Source organism: Mesobacillus foraminis (assembly GCF_004340465.1).
GTDB classification, from domain to species: Bacteria; Bacillota; Bacilli; order Bacillales; family Cytobacillaceae; genus Mesobacillus_B; species Mesobacillus_B foraminis.
On record NZ_SLVV01000015.1, the window covers coordinates 19,025 to 34,756 of the forward strand.

Below are 15,732 nucleotides of genomic sequence, written 5' to 3' on the forward strand. Positions count from 1 at the left end.
TTTCCTTTTTGATTGATTGGAACAAATGCTATAATGGTGTAATGGAATTAGAGATTGGAGGCAACCCAGGATGTATGACATTCACAAGTGGCGGCATGTGTTTAAACTTGATCCCAATAAGGAGATATCCGACAGCGACCTTGACAGGATCTGTGAGTCGGGAACAGACGCCATCATAGTAGGAGGTACGGACGGAGTCACGCTGGAAGGGGTTCTTGACTTGATGGCCCGGATTCGCCGTTATACGGTTCCGTGCATCCTGGAAGTTTCGGATGTAGAATGTATTACACCGGGCTTTGACCTTTATTTTATCCCGACCGTTCTGAACAGCACGGAATCGAAATGGATTACAGGCCTGCATCACGAAGCCGTGAAGGAATATGGCGATTTGATGGACTGGAATGAAATTTTGATCGAAGGATACTGCATCCTTAATGAAGACTGCAAAGCTGCACAGCTAACAAAGGCCAATACGGAGCTGACCGTTGATGATGTCAGGGCATACGGCATGATGGCAGAGAAGATGTTTCACCTCCCCATTTTTTATCTGGAATACAGCGGAAGATATGGAGATCCGAAGCTCGTTTCCGAAGTTAAGAAAACTCTTGAAACAACAGTCTTGTTTTACGGAGGGGGCATCGCATCAGCTGAACAGGCGGCTGAAATGGGAAAGCATGCGGATGTTATTGTCGTAGGGAATTCGCTGTATGACAGCCTTGATGAAGCTTTGGCTACGGTAAAAGCGGTACAAGCATAGGACTTTGGCTTACTGGTGGAATCAGGGACATTGGATGAAATATTGATCAATAGGGTTTCAATGCCCATTGATCTGCGATAAAATAAGAACAAATGTTTGTATGGTGGTGAATAATTAATGCAATTTTTAACTGATAGATTACTGAATGGCCTGAATCCGCAGCAGCAGCATGCGGTAAAGACAACAGACGGCCCTCTTCTTTTGATGGCTGGGGCCGGCAGTGGAAAGACACGGGTGTTGACGCACCGTATCGGATATTTAATGGTGGAAAAAGGGGTCAATCCCTATAATATTCTAGCAATTACCTTCACAAATAAAGCAGCACGGGAAATGAGAGAGAGGATCCAGAAAGTGATGGGCGGTGCTGCCGATGACATTTGGATTTCAACCTTTCACTCCATGTGCGTGCGAATTTTAAGAAGGGACATTGACCGGCTGGGCTTTAACAGGAATTTTACGATTCTTGATTCGACGGACCAGCAATCTGTCATTAAGGCCATTTTAAAAGAAAAGAATATTGATCCAAAGAAATTTGATCCAAGGGCAATCCTTGGCGCCATCTCATCGGCAAAAAATGAATTGATACTTCCTGAGGAATTTTCCAAAAATGCCGGGGATTATTATGGCAATGTCGTTGCCGATGTTTATACGGAATATCAAAAAAGACTGCGGAAGAACCAGGCGTTGGATTTCGATGACTTAATCATGACAACCATCCAGCTGTTCCAGCGTGTGCCGGAAGTGCTTGAATACTATCAGCGCAAGTTCCAGTATATCCACGTCGATGAGTATCAGGATACAAACCGTGCACAATATATGCTCGTAAAATTTTTGGCAGCCCGCTTTCAGAATCTTTGCGTCGTAGGGGACTCGGATCAGTCCATCTATCGCTGGCGCGGGGCAGACATTGCAAACATTCTTTCTTTTGAAAAGGATTATCCGAATGCGAATGTCATCCTTCTTGAACAGAACTACCGTTCAACAAAAAAAATTCTCCTCGCGGCCAACAAGGTCATAGAAAACAACCTGAACCGCAAGCCTAAAAACCTGTGGACCGAGAATTCTGAAGGAAATAAAATTGTGTATTACCGTGCTGACAGCGAGCAGGGAGAGGCACAGTTTGTCATCGGGAAAATTCAGGAGCTGATTCGTTCGGGGAATCGGAAGCTATCTGATATTGCGATTCTTTACCGGACAAACGCCCAATCCCGTGTCATCGAGGAATCCTTCCTGAAATCGAACATTGAGTATTCCATCGTCGGAGGCATCAAGTTCTATGACAGGAAAGAAATTAAAGACATTCTTGCTTATCTGCGGCTGATTTCCAATCCTGATGATGACATCAGCCTGCAGCGGGTCATCAATGTTCCCAAGCGCGCGATTGGATCGAGCTCCGTTGACAAAATTGCCAACTTTGCAGCGATGCATGACCTTTCCATGTTCCAGGCGCTCGAAAGCCTGGAACTGATTGGCCTAAGTCCGAAAGCGGCTAAGGCAACGGCTGAGTTCCGTGACCTGATCAGCAACTATACAAATATGCAGGAATTCCTGTCTGTCACCGAGCTTGTGGAGGAAGTGCTTGATAAGTCCGGCTACCGGGAAATGCTGAAGGCGGAAAAATCAATCGAATCTCAAAGCCGCCTTGAAAACCTTGACGAGTTTCTCACTGTTACAAAGAGCTTTGAAGAAAGCAGCGAGGATAAAAGTTTGGTCGGTTTCTTGACGGACCTGGCCCTGGTGGCGGATATCGACCGTCTGGATGAGGACGGGCAGAAGAATACGGACACCGTTACATTAATGACGCTTCACTCCGCAAAAGGACTTGAATTCCCGGTTGTCTTTTTAATTGGGATGGAGGAAGGCGTATTCCCTCACAGCCGTTCCTTAATGGAAGAAGCGGAAATGGAGGAGGAACGCCGTCTTGCCTATGTAGGCATCACCCGTGCGGAGGAAGAACTGTACATCACCAATGCCCAGATGAGGACATTGTTCGGCAGAACCAATATGAATCCGGAATCCCGGTTCATCAATGAAATCCCGGAGGATTTAATCGAAACCGCCGTACCTGCAGGACGTGGCCGGAGTCAAAGCCAGGCGTCGCCATTTGGCAGTCGCTCGAGGCAGCAGGCTTCCCCGTTTGGGGCGTCCCAAAGGAGTACATCTGCTTCCCCTGCCTCATTCGGCTCGCAGGCAAAGCCTGCCCGCGGTGCTGTCGTAAGGCCGGCTGCTGCCTCAACCGGAGGAGACCAGCTTGACTGGAAGGTCGGGGATAAAGCACAGCATGGCAAATGGGGCACAGGAACGGTTGTCAGCGTGAAAGGCTCCGGCGAAGGAACAGAGCTCGATATTGCTTTCCCAAGCCCAACAGGTGTAAAACGTTTGCTGGCAAAATTTGCTCCAATTACAAAAGCGTAAAACATACCTTAAGCTCCGGAATCTTTTTCTGGCAGATAAGGAAAAATATCGAAAAGCCTCCCTGTAAAAGAGGCTTTTCCCATTTACCTCTTTGATGAAAGGGCTGGATTTATGGACTTGCAGACAGCAGAAAAACGAGCGTCCGAGCTTCGTAACTTGTTGAATCAATATGGATATGAATACTACGTGCTGGATCAGCCTTCCGTACCGGATGCAGAGTATGACCGGCTGCTGAGGGAACTGGTCGAGCTTGAGGCGCAGTTTCCGGAGCTTCGGACCGAGGATTCTCCCACCCAGCGTGTAGGCGGGGAAATCCTTGAGATGTTCAACAAGGTTGAGCATACATCCCAGATGCTGAGTCTCGGAAATGCATTTAATGATCAGGACTTAAGAGATTTTGACCGCAGGGTTCGCCAGGCCGTTGGCGATGATGTTTCCTATGTATGCGAGCTGAAAATCGATGGTCTTGCTGTTGCGCTCCGTTATGTTGATGGACAGTTTATTTTGGGAGCCACTAGGGGAGATGGAACAATTGGGGAGGATATTACGTCTAATTTACGTACCATCCGGTCCATTCCGCTCCGACTGAACAAGGCTGTATCCCTTGAAGTGCGGGGGGAAGCATTCATGCCGAAGCGCTCCTTCATTGCCTTGAACGAAGCTAAAATCAATAGAGGGGAAGAGCCATTCGCCAATCCGCGGAATGCGGCAGCGGGCTCCCTGCGCCAGCTTGATCCAAAAATTGCGGCTTCAAGAAATCTCGATATCTTTTTATATGCAATTGCTGATCGAGGAGAAACGGGAGTGGACTCTCACAGCGAGGGCTTGGATTTTCTTGAAACACTTGGCTTTAAAACAAATAAAGAACGCCGCAAAGTAGGCAATATCGAAGAAGTCATCGAGTTTGTCGGAAGCTGGGTCGAGGAACGCCCAAATCTGCCATATGATATTGACGGAATCGTCATTAAAGTTGATTCGCTGGCTCAACAGCGTGAGCTAGGGGCCACCGCCAAAAGCCCGCGCTGGGCTATCGCCTATAAATTCCCGGCCGAAGAAGTAGTGACAACCCTGAAAGACATCGAGCTGAGTGTCGGCAGGACCGGTGTTGTCACGCCAACTGCGATCCTCGAGCCTGTGCAGGTAGCTGGAACAACCGTTCAGCGGGCATCGTTGCACAATGAGGATTTAATCAGGGAAAAGGACATTAAAATTGGCGATCAGGTGGTTGTAAAAAAAGCGGGAGACATTATTCCCGAAGTCGTTAATGTACTGGCAGAACGCCGTACGGGGAATGAAGTTGAATTCAATATGCCGACCCATTGCCCTGAATGTGAAAGTGAGCTTGTGCGGATTGAAGGGGAAGTGGCTCTCCGCTGCATCAATCCAAAGTGCCCTGCCCAAATCAGGGAGGGGCTGATCCATTTTGTGTCGCGCCCCGCAATGAATATTGACGGCCTGGGGGAAAAAGTTATTTCCCAGCTGTTTGCCGAAGAACTGATTGTCGATGTGGCAGACTTGTACAAGCTGACAAAAGAGCAGCTGCTGGGCCTTGAACGGATGGGGGAAAAGTCTGTCAGCAATTTGCTTGCTGCAATTGAAGCTTCCAAAGGAAATTCCCTAGAAAAGCTGCTGTTTGGACTGGGCATCCGCCTGGTGGGAGCAAAAGCTGCCAAGACCCTTGCGCAGGAGTTCGGCACAATGGAGAGGCTGATGGAGGCTTCCGTTGAAGATTTAGTTGCTATAAATGAAATTGGCGGTAAAATGGCTGATTCCATTGTCACGTTCTTTGACAGTGAAGAAGTGCGTTCATTGATCGTTGAACTGAAAGAGGCTGGCCTCAATATGGAATATAAAGGTCCCAGACCTGTTTCAGCGGAGGAATCGGATTCGTTTTTCGCCGGAAAAACAGTGGTTCTTACCGGGAAGCTTGAACAGATGGGACGCAGCGAGGCCAAGGAGAAAATTGAAGCGCTTGGCGGAAATGTCGCCGGAAGCGTCAGCAAGAAAACGGATTTGGTTGTTGCAGGAGCCGAAGCTGGTTCGAAGCTTACGAAGGCAGAAAGCCTTGGAATAGAAATATGGGATGAAGAGAGACTGCTTGAGGAACTGAATAAATAGGCCTAAGCTGAACATTACAAGAGCTAAGGGCTAATATACAAGAGGTGGAAACGGCATGAGGAAACTATTGCTCATGGTCACTATGTCCGTTGTCCTTTTGCTGGCGGCGTGTGCGCCCAATTTTCAAAAAGAGGATCAGGTTGTCCAGGAAAAGAACGACGAAACAAAAGAAAAAGCGATCATACCGAAGTATAAGATATCGGATAAATACTACCGTACAATCATGCCTTTTGAGCCTGGGGAAGCGCGGGGCATGGTGGTAAACAATTTAAACACCCGATATGACATCCATGAATTCGAGATAGGGCTCATGCGGGTCGCGCAAAACTCCTTCGATACGAACAAGTATGTTTTTAAAGAAGGACAGTATTTGGACGGGGATACAGTTGAATCATGGCTGAACCGAAAATTCACAAAAGAACAGCTGAAGGATAAACAGGTCAAGGACAAAGAAACAGAAAAATTTAGAAAAATGACTGAAGCAGATAATGTTGGGCTAAATCCGATTGACCCGGGAAAAGGGGATATCGCAACGCGTAATGAACAGAACCCAATCTATCTTGCCCATATTCTTGAACACAATTATTTAGAACAGGTTGATGGGAAAAAGGGCACCTACCAGCTAGGCGGAGTCGTAATCGGACTTGCGCTAAATTCCATTCATTATTATCAAAAGGAACAGTACGGTGCTACCTATGAAACGAAGATTGACCATGATGTAGTCGAGAGGGAAGGAAAGAAAATCGCTGAAGAAGTAGTCAAACGCTTAAGGAAAATGAATGAGCTGAAGAATGTTCCGATTACGATTGCCCTGTTTGAACAAAAGAGCCGCTCATCCGTGATTCCCGGCAGCTTCTTTGCCTATGCGGAAGTTGAGAAGGGCAGCAGCAGCATCGGAGGCTGGGAGGACGTAAACGAGAATTATGTTCTGTTCCCATCTGATGACGCTGAACAAAATCATCGGGATGACATGACCTGGTTCTCCAACTTCAAGCAGGATGTAGAAGAATACTTTCCAAACTTCAATGGAGTGGTCGGAAAAGGCTTTTACCTTGATGACCAGCTCCAGGAACTCAGCATCAACATCCCAATCCAGTTTTACGGAAAGTCAGAAGCCATAGGCTTTACCCAGTATGTAACCGGTCTGGTGATGGAGCACTTCCCTGAATATGTCTCAGTAGAAGTGAACATCTCCTCCGTAAATGGCCAGGAAGCCGTCATTGTGAGAGAGCCCGACCAGGATGAACCATTTGTACATGTTTACCAATAAAAGCAAAGAGCCTTGGGCTCTTTGCTTTTTTTTTTGATTGGCTTTTGGAAGGGGGCAAAGACTGGCTGTTTTGAAAATAAAAGGAGTGATTGGGGAAATAAAAAGTAGGTTTTGGAAGATAAAATAGAGGAATCGGAAAATAAATTAGAGCGAATGGAAAATAAAGTAGAGGAAGGGGGCAAAGACCACTGCTTGGAAAATAAAAGGAGTGATTAGGAAAATAAAAAGTAGATTTTGGAAGATAAAATAGAGGAGTTGGAAAATAAATTAGAGCGAATGGAAAAAAAGATAGTGGTTTTAGAAAATAAAGTAGAGGAAGGGATCAAAGACCGCTGTTTTGAAAATAAAAGGAGTGATTGGGAAAATAAAAAGTAGGTTTTGGAAGATAAAAGAGGTTAGTTGGAAAATACATCATAGTGAATGGAAAAATAATCAGAGGAAATGGAAATAATCGATGGGGCAAAAAGAGCAGTCAATCAGACTACAACTCTCCACATTTGGATAAATAATGAACATTTAAATTTAATATTTCATTAATAGGCTTTAGCTGAAAGGGATTCTCGTCCTCCAAACAGAATAGTAAAATATCTATCTAATGGAGGTATGCATATTGCTATCTAAGCCTAGGACAAAACCCCTTGTTCTTAAAAAGGAGGAAGCACTTTTACTGCGTCTTCTGAGGAATCACCCGAAATATCACGAGATTGAAAGGGACTATTCGAAAAGGAAGGCGGGGTATAAAGGAGAATTGAATATAGATTATTATTTAACCCTGCTGCCGAAAGAAAATTACTTTATACTCCACGATTTACGCCTCCCTCACGGGGATCATTTTTTTCAAATAGATACTCTCCTTATCTGCACCCGTTTTGCCCTTCTTCTCGAGATTAAGAATTACTCCGGAACAATATTCTTCGACCAGTTTACCAACCAACTGATAAGAACACTTAACCAAAAAATAGAAGCCTTTCCTTGCCCGCTATATCAGGTGAAGCGCCAAAAATTACAACTTAAGCAGTGGCTGGCTGGCTTTGGTATACTCAACCTTCCCATAGAGCATTTGGTGGTTATGAGCAATTCTTCATCCATTCTTCAAACAAATGAAGGAAATGAACATATTTTCAAGGGAATCATTCATGGATGGAAGCTAATTCCCGAAATTGAGAGGATTGACCAGCTGCGGAAACCATTCAAAATAGCTCCGCAAGCTCTGGAGAAGGTTGCAGAAAGCCTGCTAAATGCCCATACACCTGAGAATCCCGACATCCTTAAACTATTTGAAATACCTGCAGCTGACATTAAAATTGGTGTCGCTTGTCCAGGGTGTAAATCCTTGCCGATGAAACGGATTCGTGGTTCATGGTACTGTGAAATTTGTAGGCTCCGTTCAAGGGATGCCCATATGAAGGCAATTAATGACTACTTTTTACTGTTTCAAACAGGGCTGACGAACAGAGAACTTAGGGAGTATCTCCATATAACCTCATCCCATGTGGCTTCTGATATTCTATCCCAAATGAATATCCCTTTCACCGGGAAAAGGAGGGACCGGGTCTATTATTCTCTTGGAACTTATTAAATCCTGTTATTAAGATTTTTGTAAATGAATATATCAAATACTGTGGGACTCTCTTCGGCCACTGGTAATGGTTATAAAATTTTTAGAGTACAAAATTCCCTTATCCTGAAGAGAGGGGGCTCTTAATCAAAAGTCTATAATCCTCCAAGAATCCTCCCTCAACCGCTATCACTTTTATAGTTTTTTAGATTCGTGTTAGTATGGAATTGTATTGTAAACGCTTAAAGGAGGGGATCGGGTGGTTCAGCCATACAAACATGAGCCTTTTACTGATTTTACGGCAGAGGAGAACCGGAAAGCTTATCTTGATGGTTTAAAGACTGTTGAAGGGTACCTGGGCAAGGATTACCATCTACTAATTGACGGAGAGCGTGTTACGACTGAGGATAAAATTGTTTCAATTAACCCGTCTAACAAGGAAGAGGTGATTGGACGGGTTTCGAAGGCCAGCATTGAGCTCGCTGAAAAAGCGATGCAGGCTGCGGTCAAGGCTTTTAAAACATGGAGAAAGGCGAAGCCAGAAATGCGGGCTGATGTCCTATTTAAGGCGGCTGCCATTATTCGCCGCCGCAAGCATGAATTCTCGGCCCTTCTTACAAAGGAAGCGGGAAAACCTTGGCGTGAGGCGGATGCAGATACAGCGGAAGCGATTGACTTTCTTGAATATTATGCCCGGCAGATTCTAACCATTAAAAATGGGGTGCCGGTCAACAGCCGTCCCAATGAATTTAATCGGTATGAGTATATACCGCTTGGAGTGGGTGTGATTATTTCTCCTTGGAACTTCCCGCTTGCCATTATGGCAGGAACCACAGTGGCTGCAATTGTTGCCGGCAATACCGTTCTCCTCAAGCCAGCTTCCACTACGCCGGTTGTTGCGGCAAAGTTTGTAGAGGTCATGGAGGAAGCAGGGCTGCCAAAAGGTGTGCTTAATTTTGTTCCGGGAAGCGGTGCAGAAGTTGGGGATTATCTTGTTGATCACAAGGATACCCGTTTTATTTCTTTCACAGGTTCCAGAGATGTTGGACTGCGAATTAACGAGCGGGCATCCAAATTGAATAAAGGGCAAATCTGGCTAAAACGTGTGATTGCGGAAATGGGCGGGAAAGACACAATCGTTGTAGATCATGAAGCGGACCTTGAACTGGCGGCCCAGGCCATAGTTTCTTCTGCGTTTAGTTTTTCAGGTCAAAAGTGTTCTGCCTGCTCCCGGGCAGTTGTGGTGGCGGAAGTTTATGATCAAGTGTTGAACCGGGTAATTGAATTAACCAAAGGACTTTCAATTGGCAACCCTGAGGATCATAATCATTTCATGGGGCCCGTCATCGACCAGGGAGCTTTCAATAAAATTATGGAATATGTCAAGATAGGCCAGCAGGAAGGAAGGCTGGCCGCAGGCGGAGAAGGAGACGATTCCAAGGGATATTTTATTAAGCCTACGATTTTTGCGGATCTTGAACCGGACTCGCGGCTCATGCAGGAAGAAATCTTTGGGCCGGTTGCAGGATTTACGAAGGCCAGGGATTTCAGCCATGCTCTTGAAATTGCCAATAATACGGAATATGGCCTAACGGGTGCAGTCATCACCAAAAACCGGGATAAAATCCAGCAGGCCCGCGAAGATTTCCATGTTGGGAACCTTTATTTTAACAGGGGCTGTACAGGTGCCATTGTGGGCTATCAGCCATTTGGCGGCTTTAATATGTCAGGTACGGATTCAAAAGCAGGAGGTCCTGATTACCTGCTGCTTCACATGCAGGCTAAAACAACGTCTGAAATGTTTTAACAAAATGGCGGAGACAGACTCGAAATGAGTCTGTCTCTTTTTTAGTCTAAAAGTAATTAAAATTACCTAGTGAAAAGGGGAAGTTTTTACTATCTATTTAGAAAATTAGTAAAAAGTTACACAAATAGTTGACTGAAAGCGCTTGTAATATTATGATGTATTTATAAAGAGTTACCCAAACAATACAAATATATAACCAAGACTTGATAAACCGTATGAGATCAACCAGTAAAACATAATGGGCCTCTGGTTCTGCCCGTCAGAACGGGTAAAAACAAGTTATATATCATACTGGGATTAATAACAGGTTTTGAGTTTAATGTGCCAAATGGATTTAAAGGTAACCAAAACTTCACCAACCAAGTTCTTTTAAAAAGTAATCCTATCAAAATACTAATATCAGGGAGGAACATAATCATGGCAGTGGCGACAGGTTTGAGAAAGCTAAGAAACTATATAAATGGTGAGTGGGTCGAAAGCAAAACCACTCAATATGAGGATGTCTACAATCCCGCGACGAAAGAAGTCATCGCACAGGTTCCGCTCTCTACGAAAGAAGATGTTGAATATGCGGTTGAGGTTGCAGCAAAAGCATTTGATAAATGGAGAAATGTTCCTGTCCAGAAGCGGGCAAGAGTTTTATTCAACTATCACCAGCTGCTGCAAAAGAACAAAGAAGAGCTGGCTCGACTGATTACAATTGAGAACGGTAAAAATTATACAGAGGCCCTTGGAGAAGTGGGCCGCGGGATTGAAAATGTCGAGTTTGCCGCTGGTGCTCCAACGTTGATGATGGGAGACTCTCTGACCAATATTGCGACGGATGTAGAGGCAACCAATTACCGTTATCCAATTGGAGTTGTCGGCGGGATTGCACCATTCAACTTCCCGATGATGGTTCCTTGCTGGATGTTCCCGATGGCTATCGCGGTAGGCAATACCTTTATTCTCAAGCCATCCGAAAGAACTCCGCTTTTAACCGAGAAATTGGCTGAACTTTTCAAGGAGGCAGGGCTGCCAGACGGTGTATTCAATGTCGTGCATGGGGCTCATGATGTAGTCAATGGAATCCTGGATCATCCGGAAGTCAAAGCGATCTCCTTTGTCGGCTCCCAGCCAGTCGGAGAATATGTATACAAACGCGGCAGTGAAAACTTAAAACGTGTTCAAGCCCTTACCGGTGCAAAGAACCATTCCATCGTCTTAAATGATGCAGACCTGGATGATGCGGCAACAAATATCATCGCCTCTGCTTTTGGTTCGGCCGGGGAGCGCTGCATGGCATGTTCTGTTGTGACGGTTGAAGAGGGGGTTGCCGATGACTTCCTTGCAAGGCTTGTGGAAAAGGCAAAGAATGTTAAGATTGGCAACGGCCTGGACGATGGCATTTTCTTAGGGCCGGTGATCCGCGAGCAAAATAAACAGCGTACATTGGGTTATATCCAGAAAGGTGTAGAAGAAGGGGCAACACTTGTATGCGACGGCCGCAGTGATGTGCCGGAGGAGGGATTCTTTGTCGGCCCGACCATTTTTGATGGTGTTACAACGGATATGGAGATTTGGAAAGATGAAATTTTCGCTCCAGTTCTCTCCATTGTACGAGTGAAAAATCTGAAAGAGGCTGTCGAAACAGCCAATAAGTCTGAATTTGCCAATGGGGCATGCATCTATACATCCAACGCTTCATCTATCCGGTACTTCCGTGAAAATATTGATGCAGGGATGTTGGGAGTCAACCTGGGCGTCCCGGCGCCGATGGCATTCTTCCCATTCTCAGGATGGAAATCTTCCTTTTACGGTACGCTGCATGCGAACGGAAAAGACAGTGTTGATTTCTATACACGAAAAAAAGTGGTAACTGCACGTTACGTAGCTCCAACATTTGAATAATGATTTTATTGTATAAAAGTTATTTAAGTAAATTAATGAGTGAATAGATGAACAATTCTGATATAATTCAAAAAGGAGTTCAAGCAAAGAGAATCAACTTCTCTTTGTTTGAACAAGGTTGCCTCAAAGAAGAGTGAAAGAGGAGGAAAATGCAGCGTGAGTAAATTGCTTCGAAAACCGAATAATAATGAAACACCAAAAGGAATAACAATTGTTCACGAAGTGACAGCTGAAAATTCACCTTTGGAATATGTAGGATTTAAAGTGGTCGATCTCCCTGCAGGAACCAAATATACAGAAAGCTTGAGGAAGACGGAGTGCTGCATTGTCGCATTAACTGGTAAAATCAATGTTTCCGACCAGGAGGAAACCTTTAAAAACCTTGGTACACGAGAAAATGTATTCGAGAAAAAGCCGACAGACAGTGTGTATGTATCCAACGACCGCAGCTTTGAGGTAGAGGCTGCAAGTGATGCGAGGGTGGCATTATGTTATTCCGCTTCTGAACAACAGCGGCCAACGAAGCTGATCAAGGCATCCGATAATGGTATTGAGAATCGGGGAATCCTGAATAATAAACGCCTTGTACATAATATTTTGCCGGACTCGGATCCTTCAGCAAATAGTTTGCTGGTGGTTGAAGTATTCACCGAAAGTGGAAACTGGTCCAGCTATCCACCGCATAAGCATGATCAGGATAACTTGCCTGAAGAATCCTTTTTGGAAGAAACCTATTACCATGAAATGAACCCGAATCAGGGCTTTGTTTTCCAGCGTGTCTACACAGATGACCGTTCTATAGATGAGACGATGTGTGTTGAACATGGCGATGTTGTCATTGTTCCGGCTGGATACCATCCTGTTGGGGTGCCTGATGGTTATACGTCCTATTATTTAAATGTAATGGCCGGGCCGAAACGTATCTGGAAATTCCACAATGACCCTGCTCATGAATGGATTTTAAAGCGTTCATAGAACACGTGAGGAGCTGTTTTTAAGATGAAATATGAGTTCAATACCGATAAAGAGTTTGATATCATCGCCATTGGCCGTGCCTGCATTGATTTAAATGCAACCGAATACAATCGCCCGATGGAGGAGACGATGACCTTCACCAAATATGTCGGCGGTTCGCCTGCCAACATTGCCATTGGAAGCTCAAAACTTGGCTTGAGGGCCGGTTTCATTGGAAAGATTGCCGATGATCAGCATGGCCGGTTCATAGAACAGTATATGCGCGGTGTCGGGATTGACACTTCCAGCATGGTGATCGATACGGAAGGCCATAAGACGGGGCTTGCTTTTACAGAGATTAAAAGCCCGGAGGAATGCAGCATCCTGATGTACCGTGAGGATGTAGCCGACCTTTACCTCGCTCCTTCAGAAGTGAATGAAAATTACATAAAGAGATCAAAGGTTTTGCTCGTTTCAGGTACGGCACTGGCAAAAAGCCCTTCGCGCGAAGCGGTTTTAAAAGCTATTAATCTAGCAAAAAGAAATGGTGTAAAAGTCATTTTTGAGCTGGATTATCGCCCATATACCTGGAAGTCAACTGAAGAAACCGCCGTATATTACTCATTGGTTGCAGAACAATCCGATGTTGTCATTGGGACCCGCGACGAGTTCGATGTCATGGAAAACGCCAAAGATGGCATGAACGCTGACACAATTAATTATCTATTTAAACATTCCCCTGACCTGGTTGTCATTAAACATGGGGTTGAGGGTTCCTATGCCTATGCGAAATCAGGGGAAACCTTCAGAGGCCAGGCTTATAAGACCCAGGTGCTGAAGACCTTCGGTGCAGGAGATTCATATGCTTCCGCTTTCCTTTATGCCCTGATTTCCGGCAAAGATATTGAAACCGCTTTAAAATATGGAAGTGCCTCCGCCTCAATTGTGGTGAGCAAACATAGTTCTTCCGAAGCCATGCCGACAGTAAAGGAAATTGAGGAATTAATAGCTAGTGCTGAAACGATTTCAGTTTAATGGGGTGAACGGACATGAAAACGATTAGATTGACAACTTCACAAGCGCTTGTAAAGTTTTTAAATCAACAATATATCCATGTGGATGGAAATGAATTCCCTTTTGTTGAAGGAATCTTCACCATCTTTGGACATGGAAATGTTCTGGGGGTAGGCCAGGCTCTTGAGCAGGACTCGGGGCATTTGAAAGTGATCCAGGGGAAGAACGAACAAGGGATGGCACATGCCGCTGTAGCATACAGCAAACAAAAACTGCGCCAGAGGATTTATGCAGTGACGACCTCTGTCGGGCCTGGTTCAGCGAATCTTGCAACCGCAGCCGGTACAGCGCTTGCTAATAATATTCCTGTTTTGTTCCTGCCGGGGGATACTTTCGCCACTCGGCAGCCTGATCCGGTTTTACAGCAAATTGAACAAGAATACAGCATTGCAGTTACAACGAACGATGCACTAAAGCCTGTATCAAGGTACTGGGACCGCATTACCCGTCCGGAACAGCTGATGTCCAGTTTAATTCGTGCATTCGAAGTGATGACAGACCCGGCCAAAGCTGGCCCTGCGACCATTTGTCTTTCACAGGACGTAGCGGGTGAAGCATTTGATTACGATGAAAAGTTTTTTGAAAGGCGCGTTCATTACCTTGACAGGAAGGCTCCTGTTGACCGTGAGCTGAAAGGAGCAGCCGAGCTGATCAAGGAAAGCAGGAAGCCTGTTATTTTGGTCGGCGGCGGGGCGAAGTACTCGCAGGCAGCGGAGATCCTGAAGTCTCTGTCTGAAAAGCACAGCATCCCGCTGGTGGAGACACAGGCAGGAAAATCTACCGTAGAGGCTTCTTTTAAAAATAATTTGGGCGGGTTGGGTGTTACAGGCACTTTATCGGCCAATAAAGCAGCTCGCGAGGCTGATTTAATTATTGGAATCGGCACACGCTACACGGATTTCGCAACTTCTTCAAAAACGGCTTTTAATTTTGAAAACACCAAGTTCCTAAACATTAATGTCAGTCGAATGCAGGCTTACAAACTGGATGCCTTTCAGGTGGTAGCGGACGCGAAAACAGCCTTGGAGCAATTGGCCCCGATGCTGGAGGGATACACAAGCGAGTTCGGCGGGAACATTGATGAATTGAAGCAGGAATGGCTGACCGAGAGGGACCGATTAAGCAAGGTGTCATTTACACGCGAGAATTTTAACCCGGAAATAAAAGGCCACTTTTCCCAGGAAGTATTAAATGAGTATGCAGATGCTCTGAATACAGAGCTTGCGCAAACAAAAGCGTTGATTACCGTTAATGAAACGATTGCTCCAGAAAGCAATATCATTGCTGCAGCAGGCTCGCTTCCAGGTGACCTGCAGAGGGTCTGGAATCCTGGATCTCCTAATTCTTACCACCTTGAATACGGCTATTCATGCATGGGATATGAGGTGTCAGGGGCGCTGGGCGTGAAGCTGGCAGACCCGGCCAGAGAAGTATATGCACTGGTGGGTGATGGAAGCTTCCTGATGCTGCATTCCGAATTAATCACAGCTATTCAATATGGCCACAAAATCAATGTTGTCCTTTTTGACAATTCAGGTTTTGGCTGTATAAGCAATCTTCAGATGGGAAATGGAATGGGCAGCTATTTATGTGAATTCCGGACGCAGGACAACCAGATTTTGAATATTGATTATGCCAAAGTAGCTGAAGGTTATGGCGCGAAGGTTTATCGAGTAAATACAGCTGAAGGCCTGAAAGAAGCCCTCGAGGATGCGAAGAAACAGAGGGGTTCGACCTTAATTGAGGTGAAGGTCCTTCCAAAGACCATGACAGATGGCTATGACAGCTGGTGGAACGTAGGGGTCGCCGAGGTTTCAAACAAAGAAAGTATTCAAAAGTCCCATGAGATGAGACAGGAACAGTTAAAAGAAGCCAGACAATATTAAGAG

The 15,732-nt window shown here is 45.4% G+C and carries 11 protein-coding genes; all 11 read left to right on the plus strand.

Going from position 1 to position 15,732, the window contains the following annotated elements; translation table 11 throughout:
* Window positions 1-70 precede the first annotated feature (70 nt).
* The 11 genes from pcrB to iolD all read left to right on the plus strand — a co-directional run bounded on the left by pcrB (window position 71) and on the right by iolD (window position 15,729).
* The gene (pcrB, locus tag EV146_RS23500) at window positions 71-757 is read left to right on the plus strand and encodes a heptaprenylglyceryl phosphate synthase (protein ID WP_132011175.1); all 687 of its coding nucleotides are present in this window, start codon (window positions 71-73) and stop codon (window positions 755-757) included.
* Window positions 758-874: 117 nt separating this feature from the next.
* Window positions 875-3,172, plus strand: a complete 2,298-nt coding sequence (gene pcrA / locus EV146_RS23505; RefSeq protein ID WP_132011176.1) for a DNA helicase PcrA — start codon at window positions 875-877, stop codon at window positions 3,170-3,172.
* Window positions 3,173-3,283: 111 nt separating this feature from the next.
* Entirely contained in the window at window positions 3,284-5,290 is a 2,007-nt protein-coding gene (gene ligA, locus EV146_RS23510; RefSeq protein WP_132011177.1) for an NAD-dependent DNA ligase LigA, read from the plus strand.
* A 55-nt stretch (window positions 5,291-5,345) separates the two neighbouring features.
* Window positions 5,346-6,560 (plus strand): CamS family sex pheromone protein, encoded by a 1,215-nt coding sequence (locus EV146_RS23515; RefSeq protein ID WP_132011178.1) that lies wholly within the window; start codon window positions 5,346-5,348, stop codon window positions 6,558-6,560.
* Window positions 6,561-6,794: 234 nt separating this feature from the next.
* Window positions 6,795-6,935 carry a hypothetical protein gene (locus EV146_RS27305; RefSeq protein WP_158287199.1) on the plus strand — a complete coding sequence of 47 codons (141 nt, stop codon included), beginning with the start codon at window positions 6,795-6,797 and terminating at the stop codon, window positions 6,933-6,935.
* A gap of 235 nt (window positions 6,936-7,170) precedes the next feature.
* A complete protein-coding gene (locus tag EV146_RS23520) occupies window positions 7,171-8,139 on the plus strand; it encodes a nuclease-related domain-containing protein (protein ID WP_158287200.1) in 969 nt (322 codons plus the stop codon).
* A 238-nt stretch (window positions 8,140-8,377) separates the two neighbouring features.
* Window positions 8,378-9,925, plus strand: coding sequence for an L-glutamate gamma-semialdehyde dehydrogenase (pruA, locus tag EV146_RS23525; protein WP_132011180.1), 1,548 nt, complete (start codon window positions 8,378-8,380; stop codon window positions 9,923-9,925).
* Window positions 9,926-10,342: 417 nt separating this feature from the next.
* Complete coding sequence (gene iolA, locus EV146_RS23530; RefSeq protein ID WP_132011181.1) at window positions 10,343-11,815, plus strand: methylmalonate-semialdehyde dehydrogenase; 1,473 nt, start codon at window positions 10,343-10,345, stop codon at window positions 11,813-11,815.
* Between the two features lie 156 nt (window positions 11,816-11,971).
* On the plus strand, window positions 11,972-12,790 hold the full coding sequence (iolB, locus tag EV146_RS23535; protein WP_132011182.1) for a 5-deoxy-glucuronate isomerase: 819 nt from the start codon (window positions 11,972-11,974) through the stop codon (window positions 12,788-12,790).
* Window positions 12,791-12,814: 24 nt separating this feature from the next.
* Window positions 12,815-13,804 carry a 5-dehydro-2-deoxygluconokinase gene (gene iolC, locus EV146_RS23540; protein WP_132011183.1) on the plus strand — a complete coding sequence of 330 codons (990 nt, stop codon included), beginning with the start codon at window positions 12,815-12,817 and terminating at the stop codon, window positions 13,802-13,804.
* A gap of 14 nt (window positions 13,805-13,818) precedes the next feature.
* Complete coding sequence (gene iolD / locus EV146_RS23545; RefSeq protein ID WP_132011184.1) at window positions 13,819-15,729, plus strand: 3D-(3,5/4)-trihydroxycyclohexane-1,2-dione acylhydrolase (decyclizing); 1,911 nt, start codon at window positions 13,819-13,821, stop codon at window positions 15,727-15,729.
* The last annotated feature ends 3 nt before the right edge of the window (window positions 15,730-15,732 follow it).

What these genes read in the sequence shown, in the direction of transcription:
- iolA (WP_132011181.1), top strand. Translation starts at nt 10,343, where the DNA reads ATGGCAGTGGCGACAGGTTTGAGAAAGCTAAGAAACTATATAAATGGT.
- iolD (WP_132011184.1), top strand. Translation starts at nt 13,819, where the DNA reads ATGAAAACGATTAGATTGACAACTTCACAAGCGCTTGTAAAGTTTTTA.
- EV146_RS23515 (WP_132011178.1), top strand. Translation starts at nt 5,346, where the DNA reads ATGAGGAAACTATTGCTCATGGTCACTATGTCCGTTGTCCTTTTGCTG.
- iolC (WP_132011183.1), top strand. Translation starts at nt 12,815, where the DNA reads ATGAAATATGAGTTCAATACCGATAAAGAGTTTGATATCATCGCCATT.
- ligA (WP_132011177.1), top strand. Translation starts at nt 3,284, where the DNA reads ATGGACTTGCAGACAGCAGAAAAACGAGCGTCCGAGCTTCGTAACTTG.
- pcrA (WP_132011176.1), top strand. Translation starts at nt 875, where the DNA reads ATGCAATTTTTAACTGATAGATTACTGAATGGCCTGAATCCGCAGCAG.
- pcrB (WP_132011175.1), top strand. Translation starts at nt 71, where the DNA reads ATGTATGACATTCACAAGTGGCGGCATGTGTTTAAACTTGATCCCAAT.